Here is an 18,336-nt window from a genome sequence, read left to right on the forward strand (position 1 = left end):
AGTAGATGCTATTTTTTGACGCAGCCGGGTTCACTCATGCCGGAGGGGATATCTACCGACTTACCCCACTCCTTGTTGGGTCGATTTCCCATTTCAAACTCCAGCACACCTCCAGCCATGATGGTGTCGTAGGCAATCCAGCACTGATCAAATTCTTCTCCATTTAATGTGGCAGATTGAATGTAGAAGTTATCTTCACTTACGTTGTTAGCCTTGACAGTAAAATGTTTTCCATTATCCAGGTGTATCCGGTATTCAGGGAATATGGGTGAACCAATCAGATAGTAGGGTAGTGCCGGATCTAGCGGAAATAATCCCATGGCACTCATCACAAACCAGGAAGCCATAGCACCGGCATCATCATCCATCGTTTCGATATACCCTTTTGTGTCGGCCCTGAATATACGTGATACAACCGGCGTTTCGTAGAGACCATGATTGTGGTATAGTTGTGTAACCTCCTTCGTCGTGAATCTACGTGCCCATTTCTGGGTAAGCCAAGGCTTGTCGAGATAGTTGAACAGGTAAGGAGCATGCAGGTCAGGCTCGTTGACAATCATGAACAGATCCTTCTCGAAGAAGTACTCCAGGTCGTCGGCCAGCAACTCTTTACTTCCTCTCAGCTGAGCTAATCCCTCCACATCGTGCAATACAAACCAGCGATAGTGCCACAGGTGCCCTTCATACACATGTTTCTCAAAATCTTCCACATCATCCACCTCTTTTCCTTCGGGTGTGAAAAAACCGCGTACCGTTCCTTCCCGGTCCTTCTGCATGGGGCACCAGACCCTCTTGTACCCCATTGCTTTTTCATAAAACAGATCGGCATCTTCCTCTTTCCACAGCTCTTTTGCCATTAGCATAGCCACATAGGCATGATAAAACTGTTCCAGCTGGTCGCTGATCCGTTTCCCATCTTCCTGAAGGGCATACTCTTTCATCCCTTTGTAGGCAATGGCTGAGTCGAACTCCCTTATGCCTTTGTTCCAGGCATCCATTATTACAGTGCTGTTGAACTCCATGCGGATATGGGGTGTGGGCGAGTATTTAGGATCGCGCCCTTCCTTGTCTTTATTTGCATAGACATCAACAAGGGAGCGAACTATGTTTTTGGTGTATGACGGTTCCAGTAAAGATACCAGGGAATATTTCCTGAAATCGTCCCAAAGGCTCCAGGTGGAGTAGTAGTTAAAGTCGGGTGCACTATCTTTTGTTTGCAAGATCAAACCGGGCTGGTTCAGGGGACGATATTCTCCTGTTGAAGCACTGGAGAGATGAGGCACCAGGTAACTGTGGTAGAGATGTGTATAAAAAATTGTTTTCAGCTCATCCGAACCGTCCACCACCTCCACTTTTCGAAGCATCTTTTCCCAACGATCGGCACAAGACTCTCTTGCCTGATCGAAATTCCATCCTTTTATTTCGTTTAGTGCCTCCGCCCGGGCCAGGTTCTCGTCCACCGTCGATAGACCTACTTTCAGGCAGACCTGATCTTTCCCATCCTCGGGGTAGGAGAGCCATACCCCGGTCTGATTGCCTTGCCTCTCCTTAACCTCGCCACAATCATCCCCATCCCATGAGGTAAACGATGCAAATGGCTGATCACTGATGATGGTAAAGTAGAGCGTGTGATACCCTCCGCCACGATTGTGGAGCGACTTGAAGTAGCCCGCAATTTCGATCTCGCTTCTTATCTCAAGTCGGGCATCCAGCATTCCCACATAGCTGTGAGAGAGGTCGACTACTATATAACGATCCTTCTTCCGGTCACGGGGGAACGTGTATCGATGAAATCCCACATGGTCGGAGGTTGTCAACTCAACAGTCACTCCCGATGCAAGCTTCACCTTGTAATATCCGGGACTTGCCTCTTCTGTACTTTTGATTAGCGGTTCGCTGAACTCTTTTATTTTATTGGTGAACAATCCTATACCGGGCTTGATGAGAAGACCGCCGCCTTTTCCCTGGGAGCCTGCACCTGCAATTCGGGTATGTGAGAATCCTTCGATCGAGTCGTTCTCATAATAGTATCCGACATGTGAATCTCCTTCGGTTTCAGGTGAAAGATGTACCAATCCGAATGGCATGGCTGGTCCCGGATAAAGCATGCCGTTATCTCCTTCAGTACAGATGAATAGATTTACGTATGCTGTCGGGTTAAATGGTTCATTATTTGTCGGTTTCTGACAGGATAGGCATAGTGTCATGATCAGGAAGAGATGGAGAAGAGATTTCGGGGTAGAGTTGTATGGTTGCATCAGACTTCAATATGGTTGGGTTTATTAAAAAGAGAAAGCAAGAGGGTGCCTTTACTATTATCACCCTCTTGTTGCATGATAATATCTTTCATGTCAAATCAGTTACCATTGGGGTGTACATCCCACCAGAGTGGGGTCGATTCAAGATCGGGTCCACCCAGCAGTGCGACAGCCTTTGCATACTCTTCAGGTTGTCCATTTTTCTCATTATCCGGGTAGGGTAACCGTGTTACGATCATGCCCCGTGAAACGTCGATATTGGGATTCATCGAGTTTTTCTTGGGATAGAGTTTGGGGAGCCGCGTTCTCCGATACTCTGTCCATGCTTCCCAACTATCGGGGTATATCGCCAGCCACTTCTGGGTAATGATCTGTTCATATTGTTTCTCTCTGTCCGATGAGAATTTGACAGGAATATCTGTCATGGGGGGATCATAATAGGGGTAATTGTCAGGAGCAACGGGAGTGGCCATACTGTTTATATAGTCCTGAATCTGGGACGCCGGGAACGAGGCGCCTCTCCATTGTCTGATAGAGACTTCAATCCCCTTTTCATAGAATGATTGGGCGGTACCTCCCATGTTCCATCCTCTCCAGGCCCCTTCTGCTTTCAGGAACCAGGTTTCGGCGGCATTACCCACGTTGATGGGGACTTCCGTAGAGACAACATTAGGGCCAACCCATCTTGGACCGAAGTTGGAGTATAGCCTGAACGCCACAAAGTCTTCAGCAGTGAATCCGGGGGTCATCCCGTGATATCCGCCAATATTGGCCATGATTTCAGGCTCTTCAACAACGACCTCTGGACCCACTACCGAAAAATATTCCTGGAGACGGGGGTCCTCATATCCTTTGAGTACACTTTCCATACTGGTGCTCATCGAGTTCTGGTGCCATCCTCCGATACGGCACATCCCATTTTGAACACCGTTGAACGAGGGAAGATCCATGATCATGGCGTCGTCGCTGTCGGTTTCCATCATTGCCCCTTTTACGGCTGCTTCAGCTTCGGTTTTTGCCTTTTCAGGATCAACATTGGATATCCGGCAGGCCAGGCGAAGGCGCATCGTATTGGCAAACTTGATCCACTGGATCACACTCCCATTGTAGATGATATCCCCTGCACCGAAGACATTCAGTCCGGGATTCTTGTTTACTTCAGCTGTCAGATAATCAACAGCCTCGGTCAGATCCCTGAAAATGTTGTAGTATATATCCTGGACACTTTCATACGGAATGACATCCTTGCCGTTTCCAGCCTCCGTGTAGGGTAGTGGTCCCCAGGCATCCGCCAACCGGTGCATCACATAACCTTTCCAGATAGTTGCCACATGATAGGCGGTGGGATTCTTCTCTACCGTATTATTCTGAATGGCCACAATAGCGGGGATAGTCTGGCTGAAGAAAGTCGAGAATACCGATTGCTGGTGTGATAGTTGGAATACATTCTGTTCACGGTCGACACCACCAATGACGGTGTAACCGGAAAAATGATCCGAGATATTGCTCTTTCCCCTGCTGTATTGGTCGCTGGTCAGCAAACAGTTACCTGAAATCAGCGCTCTTGTAAATAGACCGGAAAGTTCCTTGTCGGTAATCTCCATCAGCTGTGTCTTGTTCATGTTGAACCTGTCGAACTGATCGGTGCAAGCAAAACAGATGATGCTTATCCATATCAGGGGGAGGAGCTTTCCTATCTTGTTAGATTGTATATATTTCATAATTGATATGCATTAGTGGTTAGAATGTTAGTTTTAAATTTAATCCCAATGTGCGGGCTCCGGGGAGGAAGGAGTTTTCTGCTCCCTGACCGTTTGCGCCTGTATTGTAGGTGACATCCGGATCAAACCATTTGCATCCATTGTAAAGGTATATCAAGTTACGGCCCACCAAAGAGATGCGCAATGCGCTGATCAGATTGCTTTTAACTGGAAGATCATAACCCAATGAAAGTTCACGCAGACGTGAATTTGTTGCATCGTGTGTGAACAGTTCGACGGGACCGTTATTTGAACTTCTTCCTCCCACAAGTGTACCATAAGCTTCTGCATTGATGGTTATGTCATTGGGAGTGCCATCCTCCTTTACTCCGTCAAAAATAAAACCTTCACGACCATACAATGTGGCCTTGCTACCTCCCGTAAGCATAAGCATCGATTCGGTGGCTGATGTTCTGATGCCTCCATAATTCAGATCTATCAGGAAGTTCAAATGCCAGTTCTTATAACTGAATGAATTGGATAAACCGCTTTGCCAGTCGTAATTATAATTGCCAAGATAGTGATCGGCATCAGCAGTGATTATTGGCAGTCCATTGTCGGAGACAATTATCCTGCCTTGTGCATCACGCTGGAAAGTCCTTGAATAGATCTCTCCGTAGGGACGTCCAACTATAACCCAGTTTTTCCCCAATGCCAGATTGGCCGTGCTCAGTTCATACCTCTCTACTCCTTTGTACAGTTCAAGTACTTTGTTGATATTGCGTGAGAAGGTCAGGTAGGTATCCCAGGTAAAGTCTCTTCTCTCTAATGGTCTTGCGGAGAGCATCACTTCAATACCCTTGTTCTGGATGTTTCCGCAGTTGATCTGCGTACTTGTATATCCAGAAGTGGGAGGAGCGGTAATTGATATCAACTGGTTAATGGTATTTGATTTATACCAGGTTATATCTAATCCCAGCCGGTTTCCCATAAAGCGGAATTCTCCTCCCACTTCCAATGATTTGGTTTTTTCAGGGATAAGCTGTTCCGCTACTTTCGTACCGCTCGTGGTAATCTGTCCAATAGGTCCGTCCGTATTTCTTCCGTAGGTTTGAAAGATTGAAGCAAAACCTACGCCATTACCAACTTCGGCATACGATCCTCTCAATTTTGCAAACGAAATGAACTCGGGAAGCTTAACCATTTCGGAGATAATGCCGGTCAATCCTATAGAAGGATAGAAGTAGTCGTAAGGGGGTGGAAGCGTCGAGTTCCAGTCGTTTCTGGCGGTCAGATCGAGATAGACCATCTCTTTAAAAGCCACCTGGGCAGTTCCGAAAATACTCTGTGTCTGAACCCTGGATTCGCTATCTGAAGTGGTATTGGATGAACCGAAGTTCAATGCAAATTTATTTTCAACGGTCAACCCGTTGGTCGATGCTGATTGTCCCCTGGCTTTACTGTCTTTTATCTCACCTCCTATCATGGCACTAAGAGCGATGCCATTGGACAGCTCCTTTCTGGCATTGATCATGAAATCGGACGTAATGTCCTGCGATTTCCTGAAGGCAGTATAATAGTTCCCTTTTCCATCGTTGATATAGATTGCATCCCAATAAATCTTCTCCTCGGCATCGTCATGAATTGCATCCATGGCAACCCTTACCTGTGCTGAAAGCCAGTTGGTGAAGTCGTATTTCAGCGAGGTAAAGGTGGTGATCCTGTTACGACTGGTAGGGGCTATACGACGATATAACGACCAGTAAGGATTGTTCAGAGTTGAGGTACCGCCCGGAACCCAGATATTCTGCTTTAGCGACCCCTCCTCGGTGTAGTATTCAAAATCCTTCAGATCCTGGGTCCTGAGACTACGAGGCATACGCAGCAAGTTCTGCATGGGACTGAAATAGTCGTCACCGCTGGCAGGGCGGCTATCCATATCCTGTTTAAAGGCGGTAATCTTGAAATCCAACCTCAAATTTGGAATCAGCTCAGCATTGAGACGCAGGTTAAAATTGTGCCGTTCCAGCTTATCGGTTTTCAGCATCCCCCTGGCAGTAGTATTACTGTAGGAGAAATAGGTTGAGGATCTCTCATTCCCGGCACTATAAGACAATGAGTTGGTCAGGTTGTATCCATTCACAAAGAAATCTTTCACGTTGTTTGGCTGCGGAGTGAGTTCAACCTCCTCTCCAGTCCAGTTCGTAACTTTCTGGCCAGTCATTTTGGGTCCCCAACTCTTTGCATCGATCGAGGCGGAGTATACCCCCCCTGATCCCTGTGCATATTCGTTCTGCAGGTCAGGATATAAATATGGGAAATCCATTGTGGTGATGGAGTTAAACTCAACTTGAGGTTTACCCATTCTACCCTTCTTGGTTGTGACGATGATTACTCCATTGTTTGCGGCCGATCCGTACAATGCGGCAGCAGCAGGACCTTTCAACACGTTGATACTCTGAATGTCGTCAGGATTAATATTCGAAAATCCATCGAAAGAATCCACTTCCCTGGTCGATTTGTCGGTCGATGTAACCCCTTTTGAGTTGTTGTAGGGTATACCGTCAACCACAATCAGCGGTTGGTTGTTCCGGTTTATCGATTTATTACCCCGAATGATAATTCTTGAACTACCGCCAACCCCTGATGCTCCAGAGGCGTTAGAGATGGAAACACCTGCAATTTTACCCGATAACGAGGTGGCCAGACTTGGGTCGCGAATATCTGAGATAGACGTTACATCCACCAATTCTGTAGCATAACTCAGGCTGCGCTTATTCCTTTCGATACCAAGTGCTGTCACCACTACCTCCTCAATTCCTATTGATTCTTCTACCATCACTATCCTGAATCTCGTCTTTCCGTCAATGACGACCTCCTGGGTTCGCATCCCGACGAATGAGAAACGCAACGTTTTTGCTTCAGCGGGAATGGTGATGCTGAATCTGCCATCACTATCGGTTACAGTTCCCATGTTCATCCCAACAACCATGACAGTTACGCCCGGCAGAGGATTCCCCGATTGATCCACTACCTCTCCCGATACAGTAACGGCCTGTTGTCTAGATTGAGTGTCTGCCATGGCAGCTATTCGGCTATGCATCTCTTTAGGGGAGAGGACTATTTGCGAACCTTTTACCTCATACTCCACATTTTCCGATTGCAACAGTTTCTCCAATATTGCTGCAATAGATGCATTCTTTACCCGTACATTTACTTTCTTATCAACATTGATAAACCGGTTATTATACAAAAAATAGTAATCGGATTTCTCTTCGATAGCTTGCAATACTTTTTCGATGGTTGAGTTTCTCATATCCAACGAAATCTTGGTATCTTGAGAATAGATTTGTCTGGCCTGCAATTGAAAGGTAAGCACAAACAGCAATAGCAGTGTTATTCTCATAGCAATAGGTATTTCCTTTAATAAAGCACAAAAGGGGAGTGCTTTTTGGTTGATTGATTTATTCTTCATACTTTTACGATGTTATTAGATTCATTTATGAATTTAGTAATTGATTGCCCGGCGGTGAGGTGAGATTTTCCGCCATGGCAATAAATAATCATGAGCGGGAGAGAAGTAAAACTCTCCCGTTTTTGTATTTCATTGGCATTTTATATTTAATGATTATCCGCAATAGTTCCTATTGTAAATTCTTGACTTGAAATCAGGCGCACACGATACGGCGGCTATCAACAGCCTGTCAAACTGGTTTTCCCCGAAGTAACGCCTGTTGAATTTATAACAGAACTGGTTGAGGTAATATTGCAAGTATTCTGGTTTTATCTTGTAATACACGCCCAGGAGCTGTCGTTTGGCATTGCTGATCGCGGTATGCACCCAGGGCAGCACCTTGGAAAGATCCTGGTGTGGAATAACAGATGCCGTATGTGAATGAACATGCTCTTTCAATTTAGTGTAAGATGTTGAGTCATCGGTGGTCAGATCCGCCGTGCTTTCAACGTGCTCTTTGACATTCCTTGTAATTGTACCGGCTTTCAAGTCGTTGATGACTTTCATCTTCAGGTATCTGACCTTCTTGGGTTTCTTACCCGGCTTGGGGTTTTCAACGGTTTTGCTTTCAGCCATTACCAGCACTTTGGTCTTTTTTTGGCTCCCGCGGCCGCGCTTCAACGGTTTGTCCCTCTCTTCAAGGGATATTTCGGTGGAAAAGAAGGCGTCGTCCAACTCGATGGCTCCCTCAAGGGTGTACTCGTCGTCGCGTTTGCCCATCACGTCACGCAGTTTATTGACCATTTCCCATATGGGCTGGTAACGCTTGTGCCCCAGCTGGCGCTGCAGCTCCGCCGCGGAAAAGGAGCCCTTGGTCGCCGTGAGCAGGTGCATGGCCACGAACCAGTAACGGTAAGGCAGGTTGGAGTGCTGCATGACGGTGCCTGAACGCAAGGTTTGGCGTGCGCGACAACGCTTGCATTCATAGGCCTGCTTGTTTTCCAGCCAATAATGTTCTTTACAATTACAATGACGACAGGTTACTCCCATTTGGTCTCTTTGTTCTTTGAATTTTTTCCGACAGGTTTCCTCATCGGGGTAATTTATAGCAAAATCCAGGATATTCATAGTTTGAATCTTTATATCGTTAGCGATGTAAATATAATGAATATCAGTGAATTGTGCAAGTGTTTTTGAAACTTATTTATAACTTTTTCCCGCTAAATTCTTTAGGAATAACTGCGGATAATCATATTATATTTTCATAGGCTGTCCTCCTTTTTTGAAAAATAGATGGTTTAACTTGTCTTTATGATAATCTCCCTACGAGTAAATGTATCGTTATCTAACTGTCTCTGTTTGTGAATGGTATAGGTTATGGGGGCCGACCGTTTCAAGAGGTCCAGTATATCCTCAAGTGTCTCATCGGTGAATGTGGCTGTGTATTCATACTCTTTGAGCCTATCGCCATCAAGAACAATATCAACTCCAAATTTTCTGGAAAGCCTGGCTACAATTTTATCCAGCTTCTCACGACGAAAAACCATCTTTCCGTCTTTCCATGCTGTTTCCACATAAGTATCCGCACTTACCACATGAATATTCCCGCTTGAAACGTGAAGTATCGCTTTTTCGTCGCTCATCAGCACCTCAGTTGCTTTTGAACCGGCATTGGAGGATACCTCTACCTGTCCGCTAGCCAATGTGACCTCACAGTTGGTCTCACTTTCGTATGCATTTACGTTAAACTCTGTTCCATAAGCGCTCACGACCATCTCTTGTGGCGTTTTCACATTGAAACGATGTCTCTCGTCGGAAACAACCTTGAAATAGGCCTCCCCTGAAAGTTGAACCGTGCGCTCCTTTTTTGTAAAACGCAGCGGATAGGTAAGTGAGCTCATCGCGTTCAGCCATACCTCACTACCGTCCGGGAGAATTGTTTTGGTCACCATCCCTGGGGCTGAGGTAATTGTGATTGTCTCTATTACCTCATTACTTTTGCTACTTATCGGAACAAATACAAACTGATAGATCAACAAGAGAGGAAAAAGAACGGCAGCCGTATTTCTCAAGAAGTTAAATAGCAGCCGTCTGTTCCGGTCAATGGCAATACGTCTTCGTACACGTTCCCAATCAGCGGCAGAATCTATTTTATCCATTTTTTCATAGTCCCCCAGTAAAAATTCCAAAGAGTCGGCAGTTTTCTTTTCACTCATCTTGTTTCACGTTTATTTACTTGACGTACAGAACCCGATTCACCCGATTAAAAAAGTGAAACCTAAAAGTCTCAAATAAAAGTTGCATGTGCCAGATAAAGTATTTATCTTTAAGGTGTTAAATAAAAAATAACACTCACCCGACACATGCAATACAAAAATAGTAAAAAAATCTCATTTACTGCCAGTTCAGTAAAGAAAGAGTTCAGTTCAGAACAATTAACGTCATATTCAGGGTTAAGCGTAACCTCTGATTTTATCAACCATTGTGGCATTTATCGCCGGCTGGAACATCTTTTCCCAACCATCCGGCACAATGCAAGCCGTTTCAGCACAGCCCAAATACTCTCAAGTATCCTGTTGGCATCGTTGTGCGGTGTTCACCGTTTGAAGCGGATTGAAAACTTCACCTTTGACGCCTTGGTTGCCCGCTTGTTGAAGTTACCCAAGAACATTGACGAGGACACCATACGCCGCCATTTGACAGGTTTGGGTGAAAGGGGCGCCCGTTCGCTTCACGAGCTGTTGTTGGGTTTTACAGGCATGCAAGTTTCCCGTTGCGGTTTAAGCCGCTTGACACTTGATTGCGACTCAAGCACATTTACCGTTTACGGCAACCAACAAGGGGCTGAGGTGGGTTATAACTCGCATAAGAAGGGTTCGAAAAGCTATCACCCCATCTTATGTTTTGTCACGGAGATGAAACTGCTTGTCAATTCATGGCTCCGCCCGGGTTCAGCTTACACCTCAAACGGAGTTTGTGAGTTTGTCAAAGAAACCTTGGCCGCTCTTCCCCAAAAGGTGGAGAAGGTGTTTTTCAGGGCCGACAGCGGTTTTTTCAATGGTGGATTATTTAATTTGTTAGAAGACGGTAAACATGAATATTTGGTGAAAGTAAAGCTGAAAAACCTGAAAGATTTACTTGCCGGGCAGACTTGGCAGCCGATTGGCCCACGGACGGCGACCTGTCAGTTTACACATCAATGTAGCGGTTGGAGGAATCCCCGCATGTTTTATGCCGTGCGCATCATAAAGCAAATGGTTGAAGTCGATTATTTTGGCGAAAAACAATTTGTACCCGAGTATGAGTACTTTTGCTATTGCTCGAACCTGAAAGGATTGGATGCCTTGCAGCTCCATACCCTTTATGGATCCCGATCAGAGAGTGAGAATTGGATCGAGCAAACCAAAAACTCGCTTTGTGCGGGAAAAACCATCACGCATGATTTTTGGGTAAACGATATTCTTTGGCAACTTTCGTCATTTGCCTACAGTTTATCGGTGCTCATGCGATACCGGGGCGACTTTTGGGTTTGGCGTCAAGAGCACTCTACCTTCCGAGAATGGTTTATCCGAGTGCCGGGTAAAGTGGTGAAATCCGGCAGGCAGGTCACGGTAAAAATGCCTAAGGAGTATTACCGAAAAGCGGGGTGGCGTGATTTTGAGCAGCGAATAACGACAACGATGACCGGATGACGGATTTTCACTTAATCGTCCATCGCCATCTTTCGTGTCGTAAAAGGGTTTATGACAAGGAATTGCCATGCCTTGGAAGAGTGGTAATGTTAATATATATAAAAACGCCACCATAAAAAGTAAATCAACACGTTAAACGTGCAAGAAACAGTGAAGATGAAAAGAAAATAAAACGGTATCTCTCGAAAAAAAAGAGAAATTCCGCTTTGAAAACTATTAACTTGAGTTGGGAATTTTAAATGAGATTTTTAAGTGAAATATTTTATGAAAAACTTTGATTTTAACAAAAGTGTTGGTTACAAGAGTAACAATAAGGGGAGGTAATCTTGTAATTTTTCACGTAAAATTTTCAGGGCTTTGCTGATATAGACTTCGATACTCTTTGGTGATACCTGCATCTTTTCGGCGATGGAGGTATAGGTCATTCCTTTGAATCGGCTCATTTCAAATGCTTCACGCACGTTGTTCGGCATTTCTGCCAGCACTTCGGCAATGGCACTCTCCAACTCTTTTAATGTGTATAGCTCTTCGGGGGATGTGTGGATGGAGAACAGCCTCTTTTTTCCCATATACTGGTTTTCGATATCCTGTCTTCGAAGGTAATCGGTACAACCGTTACGTACCGATGTAATTAGAAAGTTCCGAAAAGAGGTATTTATATTTATACTTTTACGGTTTTTCCAGATTTTGAAGAAAACATCCTGAACAATGTCCCGGGCCTCCTCTTCATGATAAACAGATCGCATGGCAAATACACAGAGGGCCGGATAGAATTCGAGGAAGAGTTGCCTGAAAGCCTCTTCGTCGTCCTGAAAAGCTGCTTTTCGAAACAGGTTCTCATATATTGCATCCTTTTCATTCATATCCTTTATCCCTCATCCAGTTCAATTCAAGTCTCCCCGCATAGAGTAGATTTTTTATAGATGAACCGAAGAAAATGGGCCTGATATTTTGTTCGGCAATGACACAGCAAGCATTAAGGGCGACATCTTGTACATCGGGGCCAAAAATGTGAGACTCTCCAAGGCGGTTCCGGCTAATCAAGATGGTGCAATTTTGACAACAATATTTTGTTTTTCACTATGGGGTTAGCACATCACTACGTATACACTTCAGTTGATTTCTGGAGTTTGAATATATAATGATCAGACTGTTTAGAATTACGTTAGCTTTTCACAACAAATATACACAAAAATAGAGACAAATGGAGGATATCTCTTAAAAACTGAAATTTATTTGAAAAACTCCATCTCTTCCTGTTGAGAGAGAGGTAGTGCACCCGTGTCGATACTCAGTTGAAAAGCAGTTTGCTTTTTCCCATATCAATGGATGTTGCAACAGCAATTCCCCTGTTGTCATTTCTATCCACGGCACAATAAAAATGATATACAACCCCATTGTATTTTATAACATAAGGTTTGTGTGCATAACGGTTGTCAAAGTCCTCGGAAGGTTTAACAAGATCCTCTCCCTTCCAGCAGGTCCAGTTTATCAAATCGTAAGAACAGGCAAATCGGTCGAAAGCTCCCGGTTTCCAGAAAGCTCCAAAATAGAACATCACCCAGATGTTGTCAATTTTTGTAATAAAAGCGTCGCCTGATATGCCAGAGCCATGATCGATTACCGGTCTCCGGCCGAAGCGTTTCCAGTTTACCATATCGGTCGACACGGCCATCGCTATCCTTTCTGCCTCGGCATCGGTTCTGCTTCTTCCCTTGGCATTGTAGAACATTACAAAAGGATATCCCGTTGAGTTTTCCCTATCCCATATGATTGTACTTTTATATATTGTCTGGTTGTCATACCAGCGGGCGTCACTCTCTTCCGGTGAAAGAACCGGCTGTGGCACTCTTTTCCATTCCTCTGTTCTTGTTATATCCTCTGTATAGGCTATTCCCGTTTTTAAGATGCCTGCTTCATAACCGGCCGATTTACCTCCCAGGTAGGAGATCCAATAGCGACCGTCATATTTTTGAACCTCATAAGAGCCACCCCATCTGTAATCCTGTAACGCGATGTATCCCGCCTTCTGATTCGAGTCCCAGGTATCCTCTGTAAAGGAGAGTATCCGCCCCGAAGTTTCCCAGTTTAACAGGTTTTCACTTTTTGCAAGCCAGGTTTCATACCCCTTTCCATCAAATAGAATGTAGGTCATGTACCAGATGTCGCCATGCCTGAAGATGCTTGGGCTGTCTACCATCTTATTAGGTGGAGGAACCATTACCAGCCCGTATTTATAAGGGGTTTTTATCTCTTCATATACTCTTTTCATTGTACTGTCGGCGACAATATTTTTGTATTTAGAAGACCTGCCGGAAGCCGATTTTAAATTTTTCTGATATGAAGAAAACAGGGGCAGCAAGAGGAAGAGTAGAGCTAATGAGGATAGTTTTTTCATTTCTTATGATATTGACTGTTTATGTCACCCCGCCCAATTTGAACGGTCGAGATTACGGTAGTTGATTGCTTCTGCAAGATGTACCGGCAAAACATGCGGAGAGTCGTCAAGGTCGGCTATGGTACGGGAGACCTTCAGTATCCTTTCGTACGCCCTTGCCGATAGGCTCAGTCTCTCCATGGCTGTTCCGAGCAATTGCAATCCTGCTGCCTCAGGGGCGGCATATCGACGCACCATCTTCGATGTCATCTGGGCGTTACAGTATATGCCGGGAATTTTTCTAAACCTTTCTGCCTGAATTTGCCTGGCTTTCACTACCCGTTTGCAAATTTCTGAACTGCGCTCGCCCGGTGTGCTGTCGGAAATCTTCTCGAAAGGGACAGGGGTGATCTCGACATGAATATCGATCCGGTCCAGCAGCGGTCCCGATACCCTGTTCAGGTATTTCTGAACAGCTCCGCCGGGACATACACATGCCCTTTCGGGGTGGTTGTAATATCCGCAGGGGCAGGGATTCATGGCAGCCACCATCATAAAGCTGGCCGGGTACTCCACAGAATATCTGGCCCGGGAAACGGTAATTTTCCGGTTTTCCAGCGGCTGACGCATCACTTCAAGAACGCTCCTGTTGAACTCGGGTAGTTCATCCAGGAATAGTATGCCGTTGTGTGCCAGGCTGATCTCTCCTGGCTGTGGATAGGATCCGCCCCCAACCATGGCCACATCGCTAATGGTATGGTGAGGAGACCGAAATGGCCTGTGCGACATCAGGGATATCCCTTTTTCCAGCTTGCCGGCCACGCTGTGTATCTTTGTCGTCTCAAGTGCCTCCTCCATGGTGAATGGAGGCAAGATGGACGACAATCGTTTGGCCATCATCGATTTTCCTGCTCCCGGGGGACCTATCATGATGAGGTTATGACCACCTGCAGCTGCGACCTCCAGGGCCCGTTTCACATTTTCCTGCCCTTTTACGTCGCTGAAGTCCAATTCGAAAGTAGACTGCCCCTTAAGGAACTCCTCCCCGATATTCACTGTTGTCGTTTCCAACTCCAGTTCCCCGTTGAAGAATCTGGCAACCTGACAGATGTTGTCTACCCCGAATACCTCCAGTCCCTCAACTACTGCGGCCTCCCTAGCATTTTCCGAGGGGAGTATGAACCCTTTGAATCCCTGCTCCTTAGCCATGATCGCGATGGGTAGGGCTCCCTTGATGGGAAGGATACTTCCGTCGAGCGATAGTTCGCCCATGATCAGGTAGTCGGACAGCTTCTCTGCTTTAATGGTCTCGGAGGAGGCCAATATCCCTATTGCCAAAGGAAGGTCGTAGGCCGATCCCTCTTTCCGGATGTCGGCCGGAGACATGTTGATCACAATCTGTTGACGGGGAAACTTGTAACCGCTTACCTGGATGGCCGAAATGATTCTCTTGTGGCTCTCTTTCACGGATGTATCCGGTAAGCCTACCAAAAAGAATTTTATTCCCTTTGTACAATTCACTTCAATGGTTATGGGTGTGGCATTAATCCCTTGTACGGCCGCACCAAACACCTTGACCAGCATGACAGGTTTAACGATTGTTTTTTACAAAGCTTTTCAAAGCATTCTCCACTGCAATGGCCGGAACATTTCTGTCACTGATGATGCCGGCAGGGGAGATAAGGATATTGTTAGGTACAAACTCTATATTATATGCATCCACGATGTCCGATGCCCAGCTTCTTTTCTCAGGAACAACGGTCCATGGAATCGAGTCATTTTCAATATAGCTTATAGGATAGATGTCGGAGTCGATATAGATTGAGATAAACTCTACGCTGTCGCTCTTTATCTTCTCGTAAGTCTGTCTGAGTGACTGAATCGTTTCGCGGGAGTCAACCCCGGTGGTCGAAATGAAGGAGAGTAGCAGATATTTACCCCGGTAGTCGTAGGAGTGTATTGTATCTCCCGATGTGTCTACCAACTGAAAATAAGGCATTACCGATCCTTCTGCGGAGCGGTTGACCTTGTCGCAGTACGCTTTCAGGTTCAAACCCAATCTTGTCTTGAGGACGTCATCTTCCATATAGCCCAACAAGCGGCTGAGCCCTTGGGGATTCTCTGCATTTGCAAAAAACTCGTTGATCAGGATCAGGCTCGACATTTTGGAAGGATTCTTTTTTACCTGTTCTTCGGCAATTAATGCCAGTTCCTGGTTGAAAGAGTTTATCTTGGCTATTTCGTCGGCACTGGCAAGAAGCCTGCTGTTTGAAAACGGGTTTGCATCCTTCTCCTCTTTCAGGTTGCGTAGCAACAGAATACGCTGTTGAAGCAGCTCCTTGTTTGCTTCCTTGAATAACGTCAGGTCGTTGTTGATTTCGTTTCCTGTAACTTTGATGAGATCCGACAACCGGGCATCGCCTTTGATGGTGATATTATCCTTCGGCTGGGCAAAAACCATTACCGAGGAGCTCTGATTGTTGAAATACAAGGAGAAGACCGTTAAGGTGTCAATGGTATTTCTATAGGTGAATTTACCGTGTTTATCGCACGTAATGGTATCGACAGCCAGGGTGTCGCCTGCAAAATAGGAGACCAGCACTTCAAAATCCTCCAGGCTGGAGATCTCGCCTTTGAGTGTGACCACCTCCTTGTTGCCCTTGCAGGCAAACAGTAATGAGCTTATAGTGATTAATATTGATAACTTTATAATTTTCACCCGATTGTTTTTTTCTATCCGTCTCCTGGAAAAGAGGTTAGACATTGAAGAGAGACAAAGATATAATTTATTTCATGAATTCTATATATTTTCACATATTTTTATCCCTTTTTATAAAGTTACAGAAATAGCCGGAGTTGCTTAAAAGTCATTTTATTTAATTAGTTTTGCATCCGGATCCAATTTCTCAAACATGAACTTTTCTGTTGTTGTTCCCGTATATAATCGTCCCGAGGAGGTGGACGAACTTTTAGCCAGTCTTACCCGCCAGACCTTGAAAAATTTTGAAGTGATCATTGCCGAGGATGGATCGGTCAGAAAGTGCGATGAGGTTGTCCGGAAATATACATCGAGCCTTCCGATTCTCTATTTCGAGAAGCCAAACTCCGGTCCCGGAGAGACACGAAACGTGGCGGCAGCGAGAGCGAGGTACGACTATCTCATTTTCTTCGATTCAGACTGTATTATTCCGGAACACTATATGGAGAAGGTCTCTTCCTCTCTGGCGGAGAATTTTGTTGAGGCTTACGGCGGTCCCGACAAGGCGTTACCCTCTTTTACAACGGTACAGAAGGCCATAAATTACTCCATGACCTCTTTTTTTACAACCGGTGGTATCAGAGGAGGAGAAAGATCGCTGGACAAGTTTCATCCAAGGAGCTTCAACCTGGGTGTTTCGCGGAAGGCTTTCCGTGACCTTGGCGGTTACGGCAAGATGAGGTTTGGCGAGGATATTGACTTCAGTCTCCGGCTTATCGAGAATGGGTATAAAACGGCGCTTATTCCCGAAGCATACGTTTATCACAAACGCCGGTCGACCTACAGGCAATTTTTCAAGCAGGTCTACAATTCCGGAATAGCGCGAATCAATCTATACCTCTCCCATCCCGACTCCTTAAAACCGGTTCACTTTTTACCCTCCCTTTTTGTAGTTGCGATGCTCCTCTCACTGTTTATCTCCATATTTTTTCCGTATGGTCTGCTTGTTCCGGCGTTGTACAGTTCGTTGGTGCTGATTGACGCTACGGCGAAAAATGGCTCGCTCAAGGTGGGTCTATCCAGCATTGCTGCTGCCTGGACCCAGCTATTCGGATATGGAACAGGATTTATCGTTGCATTCTGGAAACGATTGATCCTGAAAGAGGGAGAATTCAAAGCTTTTGAAAAGAAGTTTTATGAGTAATGCCGGCCGGCTTGCTACTTATTCCTTTTCGCCATAGGCCAAGTCGCCCGCATCACCTATTCCGGGTACGATATAGGATGATTCATTCAATTCCGGATCGATAGCGGCGACCCAAAGGGTGGTTATTTCTTCGGGAAAATGTCTCTTGCAATAGTCCACAGCCTGTTGGCTGGCAATAATGGATGCAATGTGGATGTTGCGGGGTGTTCCTTTTGTGAGCAGTGCCCGGTAGGTCAGTTCCATACTGCTTCCCGTGGCCAGCATGGGATCGGTAAGAATCAGCGTTTTGCCGTCAATACGGGGCGAGGCAATGTATTCGATATGAATGTCAAAAGATTGATGTCCTGTCTCCTTGTACTTCCGGTATGCCGACACAAACGCATTTCCGGCACAATCGAAATAGTTCAGTACGCCGTGGTGGTAAGGTAATCCTGCCCGTAGTATGGTAGCAATGACAACCTCTTCGTCTGGAATGGAGATCTCGGCAACATCGAGCGGCGTAGTTACAGAAATTGTCTTGTAGCGTAAACTTTTGCTGATCTCATAGGCCATTATTTCGCCAATTCTTTCCAGGTTTCTTCGGAATCTTAATCTATCGTTCTGGATGGAAATATCTCTGATTTCACGGACAAAAGAGTTGAGGAGGGAGTTGGTTTTCGAAAAATCAATAATGTTCATTGTAAAAATGATAAGCTGTTTGTTTTTTTCGAAGAACAAAGGTAATATTTTTACTCTCAATGATAAACATTTTCACGGTTTTTTTTGTTTCAACTACTTGAGTAAATTTTTCAATTCTGTGCTGTTTTGAGTTAAAGCGACAATAATTAAAGAAATTTTTCTTTAATTATCTTTATTATCTCAACATTATTATTTATTTTTGTCGCCGTTTTAGGATATTGTCACTGATTTAAAAGGGCGCTTGCCGAATAAAACAGTATAGAAAGAGAGATTTA

General features: G+C 45.2%; 12 protein-coding genes. 2 read left to right on the plus strand and 10 right to left on the minus strand.

Annotated features, from left to right (window positions below):
- Positions 1–8: 8 nt before the first annotated feature.
- From ING2E5A_RS01810 to ING2E5A_RS01830, 5 genes are all read right to left on the minus strand, one after another.
- Positions 9–2,258 (minus strand): GH92 family glycosyl hydrolase, encoded by a 2,250-nt coding sequence (locus ING2E5A_RS01810; RefSeq protein WP_083373135.1) that lies wholly within the window; start codon positions 2,256–2,258, stop codon positions 9–11.
- Positions 2,259–2,356: 98 nt separating this feature from the next.
- Positions 2,357–3,979: a SusD/RagB family nutrient-binding outer membrane lipoprotein gene (locus tag ING2E5A_RS01815; protein ID WP_071135935.1), complete on the minus strand. Its 1,623-nt coding sequence runs from the start codon at positions 3,977–3,979 to the stop codon at positions 2,357–2,359.
- Positions 3,980–3,998: 19 nt separating this feature from the next.
- On the minus strand, positions 3,999–7,364 hold the full coding sequence (locus ING2E5A_RS01820) for a SusC/RagA family TonB-linked outer membrane protein (RefSeq protein WP_161941929.1): 3,366 nt from the start codon (positions 7,362–7,364) through the stop codon (positions 3,999–4,001).
- Between the two features lie 222 nt (positions 7,365–7,586).
- A complete protein-coding gene (locus ING2E5A_RS01825; protein ID WP_071135936.1) occupies positions 7,587–8,540 on the minus strand; it encodes an IS1595 family transposase in 954 nt (317 codons plus the stop codon).
- A 170-nt stretch (positions 8,541–8,710) separates the two neighbouring features.
- Positions 8,711–9,628 carry a FecR family protein gene (locus ING2E5A_RS01830; RefSeq protein ID WP_071135937.1) on the minus strand — a complete coding sequence of 306 codons (918 nt, stop codon included), beginning with the start codon at positions 9,626–9,628 and terminating at the stop codon, positions 8,711–8,713.
- 147 nt (positions 9,629–9,775) lie between these two features.
- Here ING2E5A_RS01830 and ING2E5A_RS01835 point away from each other — a divergent pair, with 147 nt between their 5' ends.
- Positions 9,776–11,104 carry an IS1380 family transposase gene (locus ING2E5A_RS01835; RefSeq protein WP_071135938.1) on the plus strand — a complete coding sequence of 443 codons (1,329 nt, stop codon included), beginning with the start codon at positions 9,776–9,778 and terminating at the stop codon, positions 11,102–11,104.
- A gap of 296 nt (positions 11,105–11,400) precedes the next feature.
- Here the strand turns inward: ING2E5A_RS01835 and ING2E5A_RS01840 are convergent, their stop codons facing one another.
- The 4 genes from ING2E5A_RS01840 to ING2E5A_RS01860 all read right to left on the minus strand — a co-directional run bounded on the left by ING2E5A_RS01840 (position 11,401) and on the right by ING2E5A_RS01860 (position 16,200).
- Positions 11,401–11,967: an RNA polymerase sigma-70 factor gene (locus tag ING2E5A_RS01840; protein ID WP_071135939.1), complete on the minus strand. Its 567-nt coding sequence runs from the start codon at positions 11,965–11,967 to the stop codon at positions 11,401–11,403.
- A gap of 428 nt (positions 11,968–12,395) precedes the next feature.
- On the minus strand, positions 12,396–13,376 hold the full coding sequence (locus ING2E5A_RS01850) for a glycoside hydrolase family protein (protein ID WP_231960417.1): 981 nt from the start codon (positions 13,374–13,376) through the stop codon (positions 12,396–12,398).
- Positions 13,377–13,526: 150 nt separating this feature from the next.
- The gene (locus tag ING2E5A_RS01855; protein WP_071135942.1) at positions 13,527–15,065 is read right to left on the minus strand and encodes a YifB family Mg chelatase-like AAA ATPase; all 1,539 of its coding nucleotides are present in this window, start codon (positions 15,063–15,065) and stop codon (positions 13,527–13,529) included.
- Positions 15,066–15,072: 7 nt separating this feature from the next.
- A complete protein-coding gene (locus tag ING2E5A_RS01860; protein WP_161941930.1) occupies positions 15,073–16,200 on the minus strand; it encodes a DUF4369 domain-containing protein in 1,128 nt (375 codons plus the stop codon).
- A 193-nt stretch (positions 16,201–16,393) separates the two neighbouring features.
- Between ING2E5A_RS01860 and ING2E5A_RS01865 the strand changes: the two genes are divergently transcribed.
- Positions 16,394–17,383 carry a glycosyltransferase gene (locus ING2E5A_RS01865; RefSeq protein ID WP_071135944.1) on the plus strand — a complete coding sequence of 330 codons (990 nt, stop codon included), beginning with the start codon at positions 16,394–16,396 and terminating at the stop codon, positions 17,381–17,383.
- Between the two features lie 18 nt (positions 17,384–17,401).
- Here the strand turns inward: ING2E5A_RS01865 and upp are convergent, their stop codons facing one another.
- On the minus strand, positions 17,402–18,061 hold the full coding sequence (upp, locus tag ING2E5A_RS01870; protein ID WP_071138137.1) for a uracil phosphoribosyltransferase: 660 nt from the start codon (positions 18,059–18,061) through the stop codon (positions 17,402–17,404).
- Positions 18,062–18,336 lie beyond the last annotated feature (275 nt).

This window comes from Petrimonas mucosa (assembly GCF_900095795.1).
GTDB classification, from domain to species: Bacteria; Bacteroidota; Bacteroidia; order Bacteroidales; family Dysgonomonadaceae; genus Petrimonas; species Petrimonas mucosa.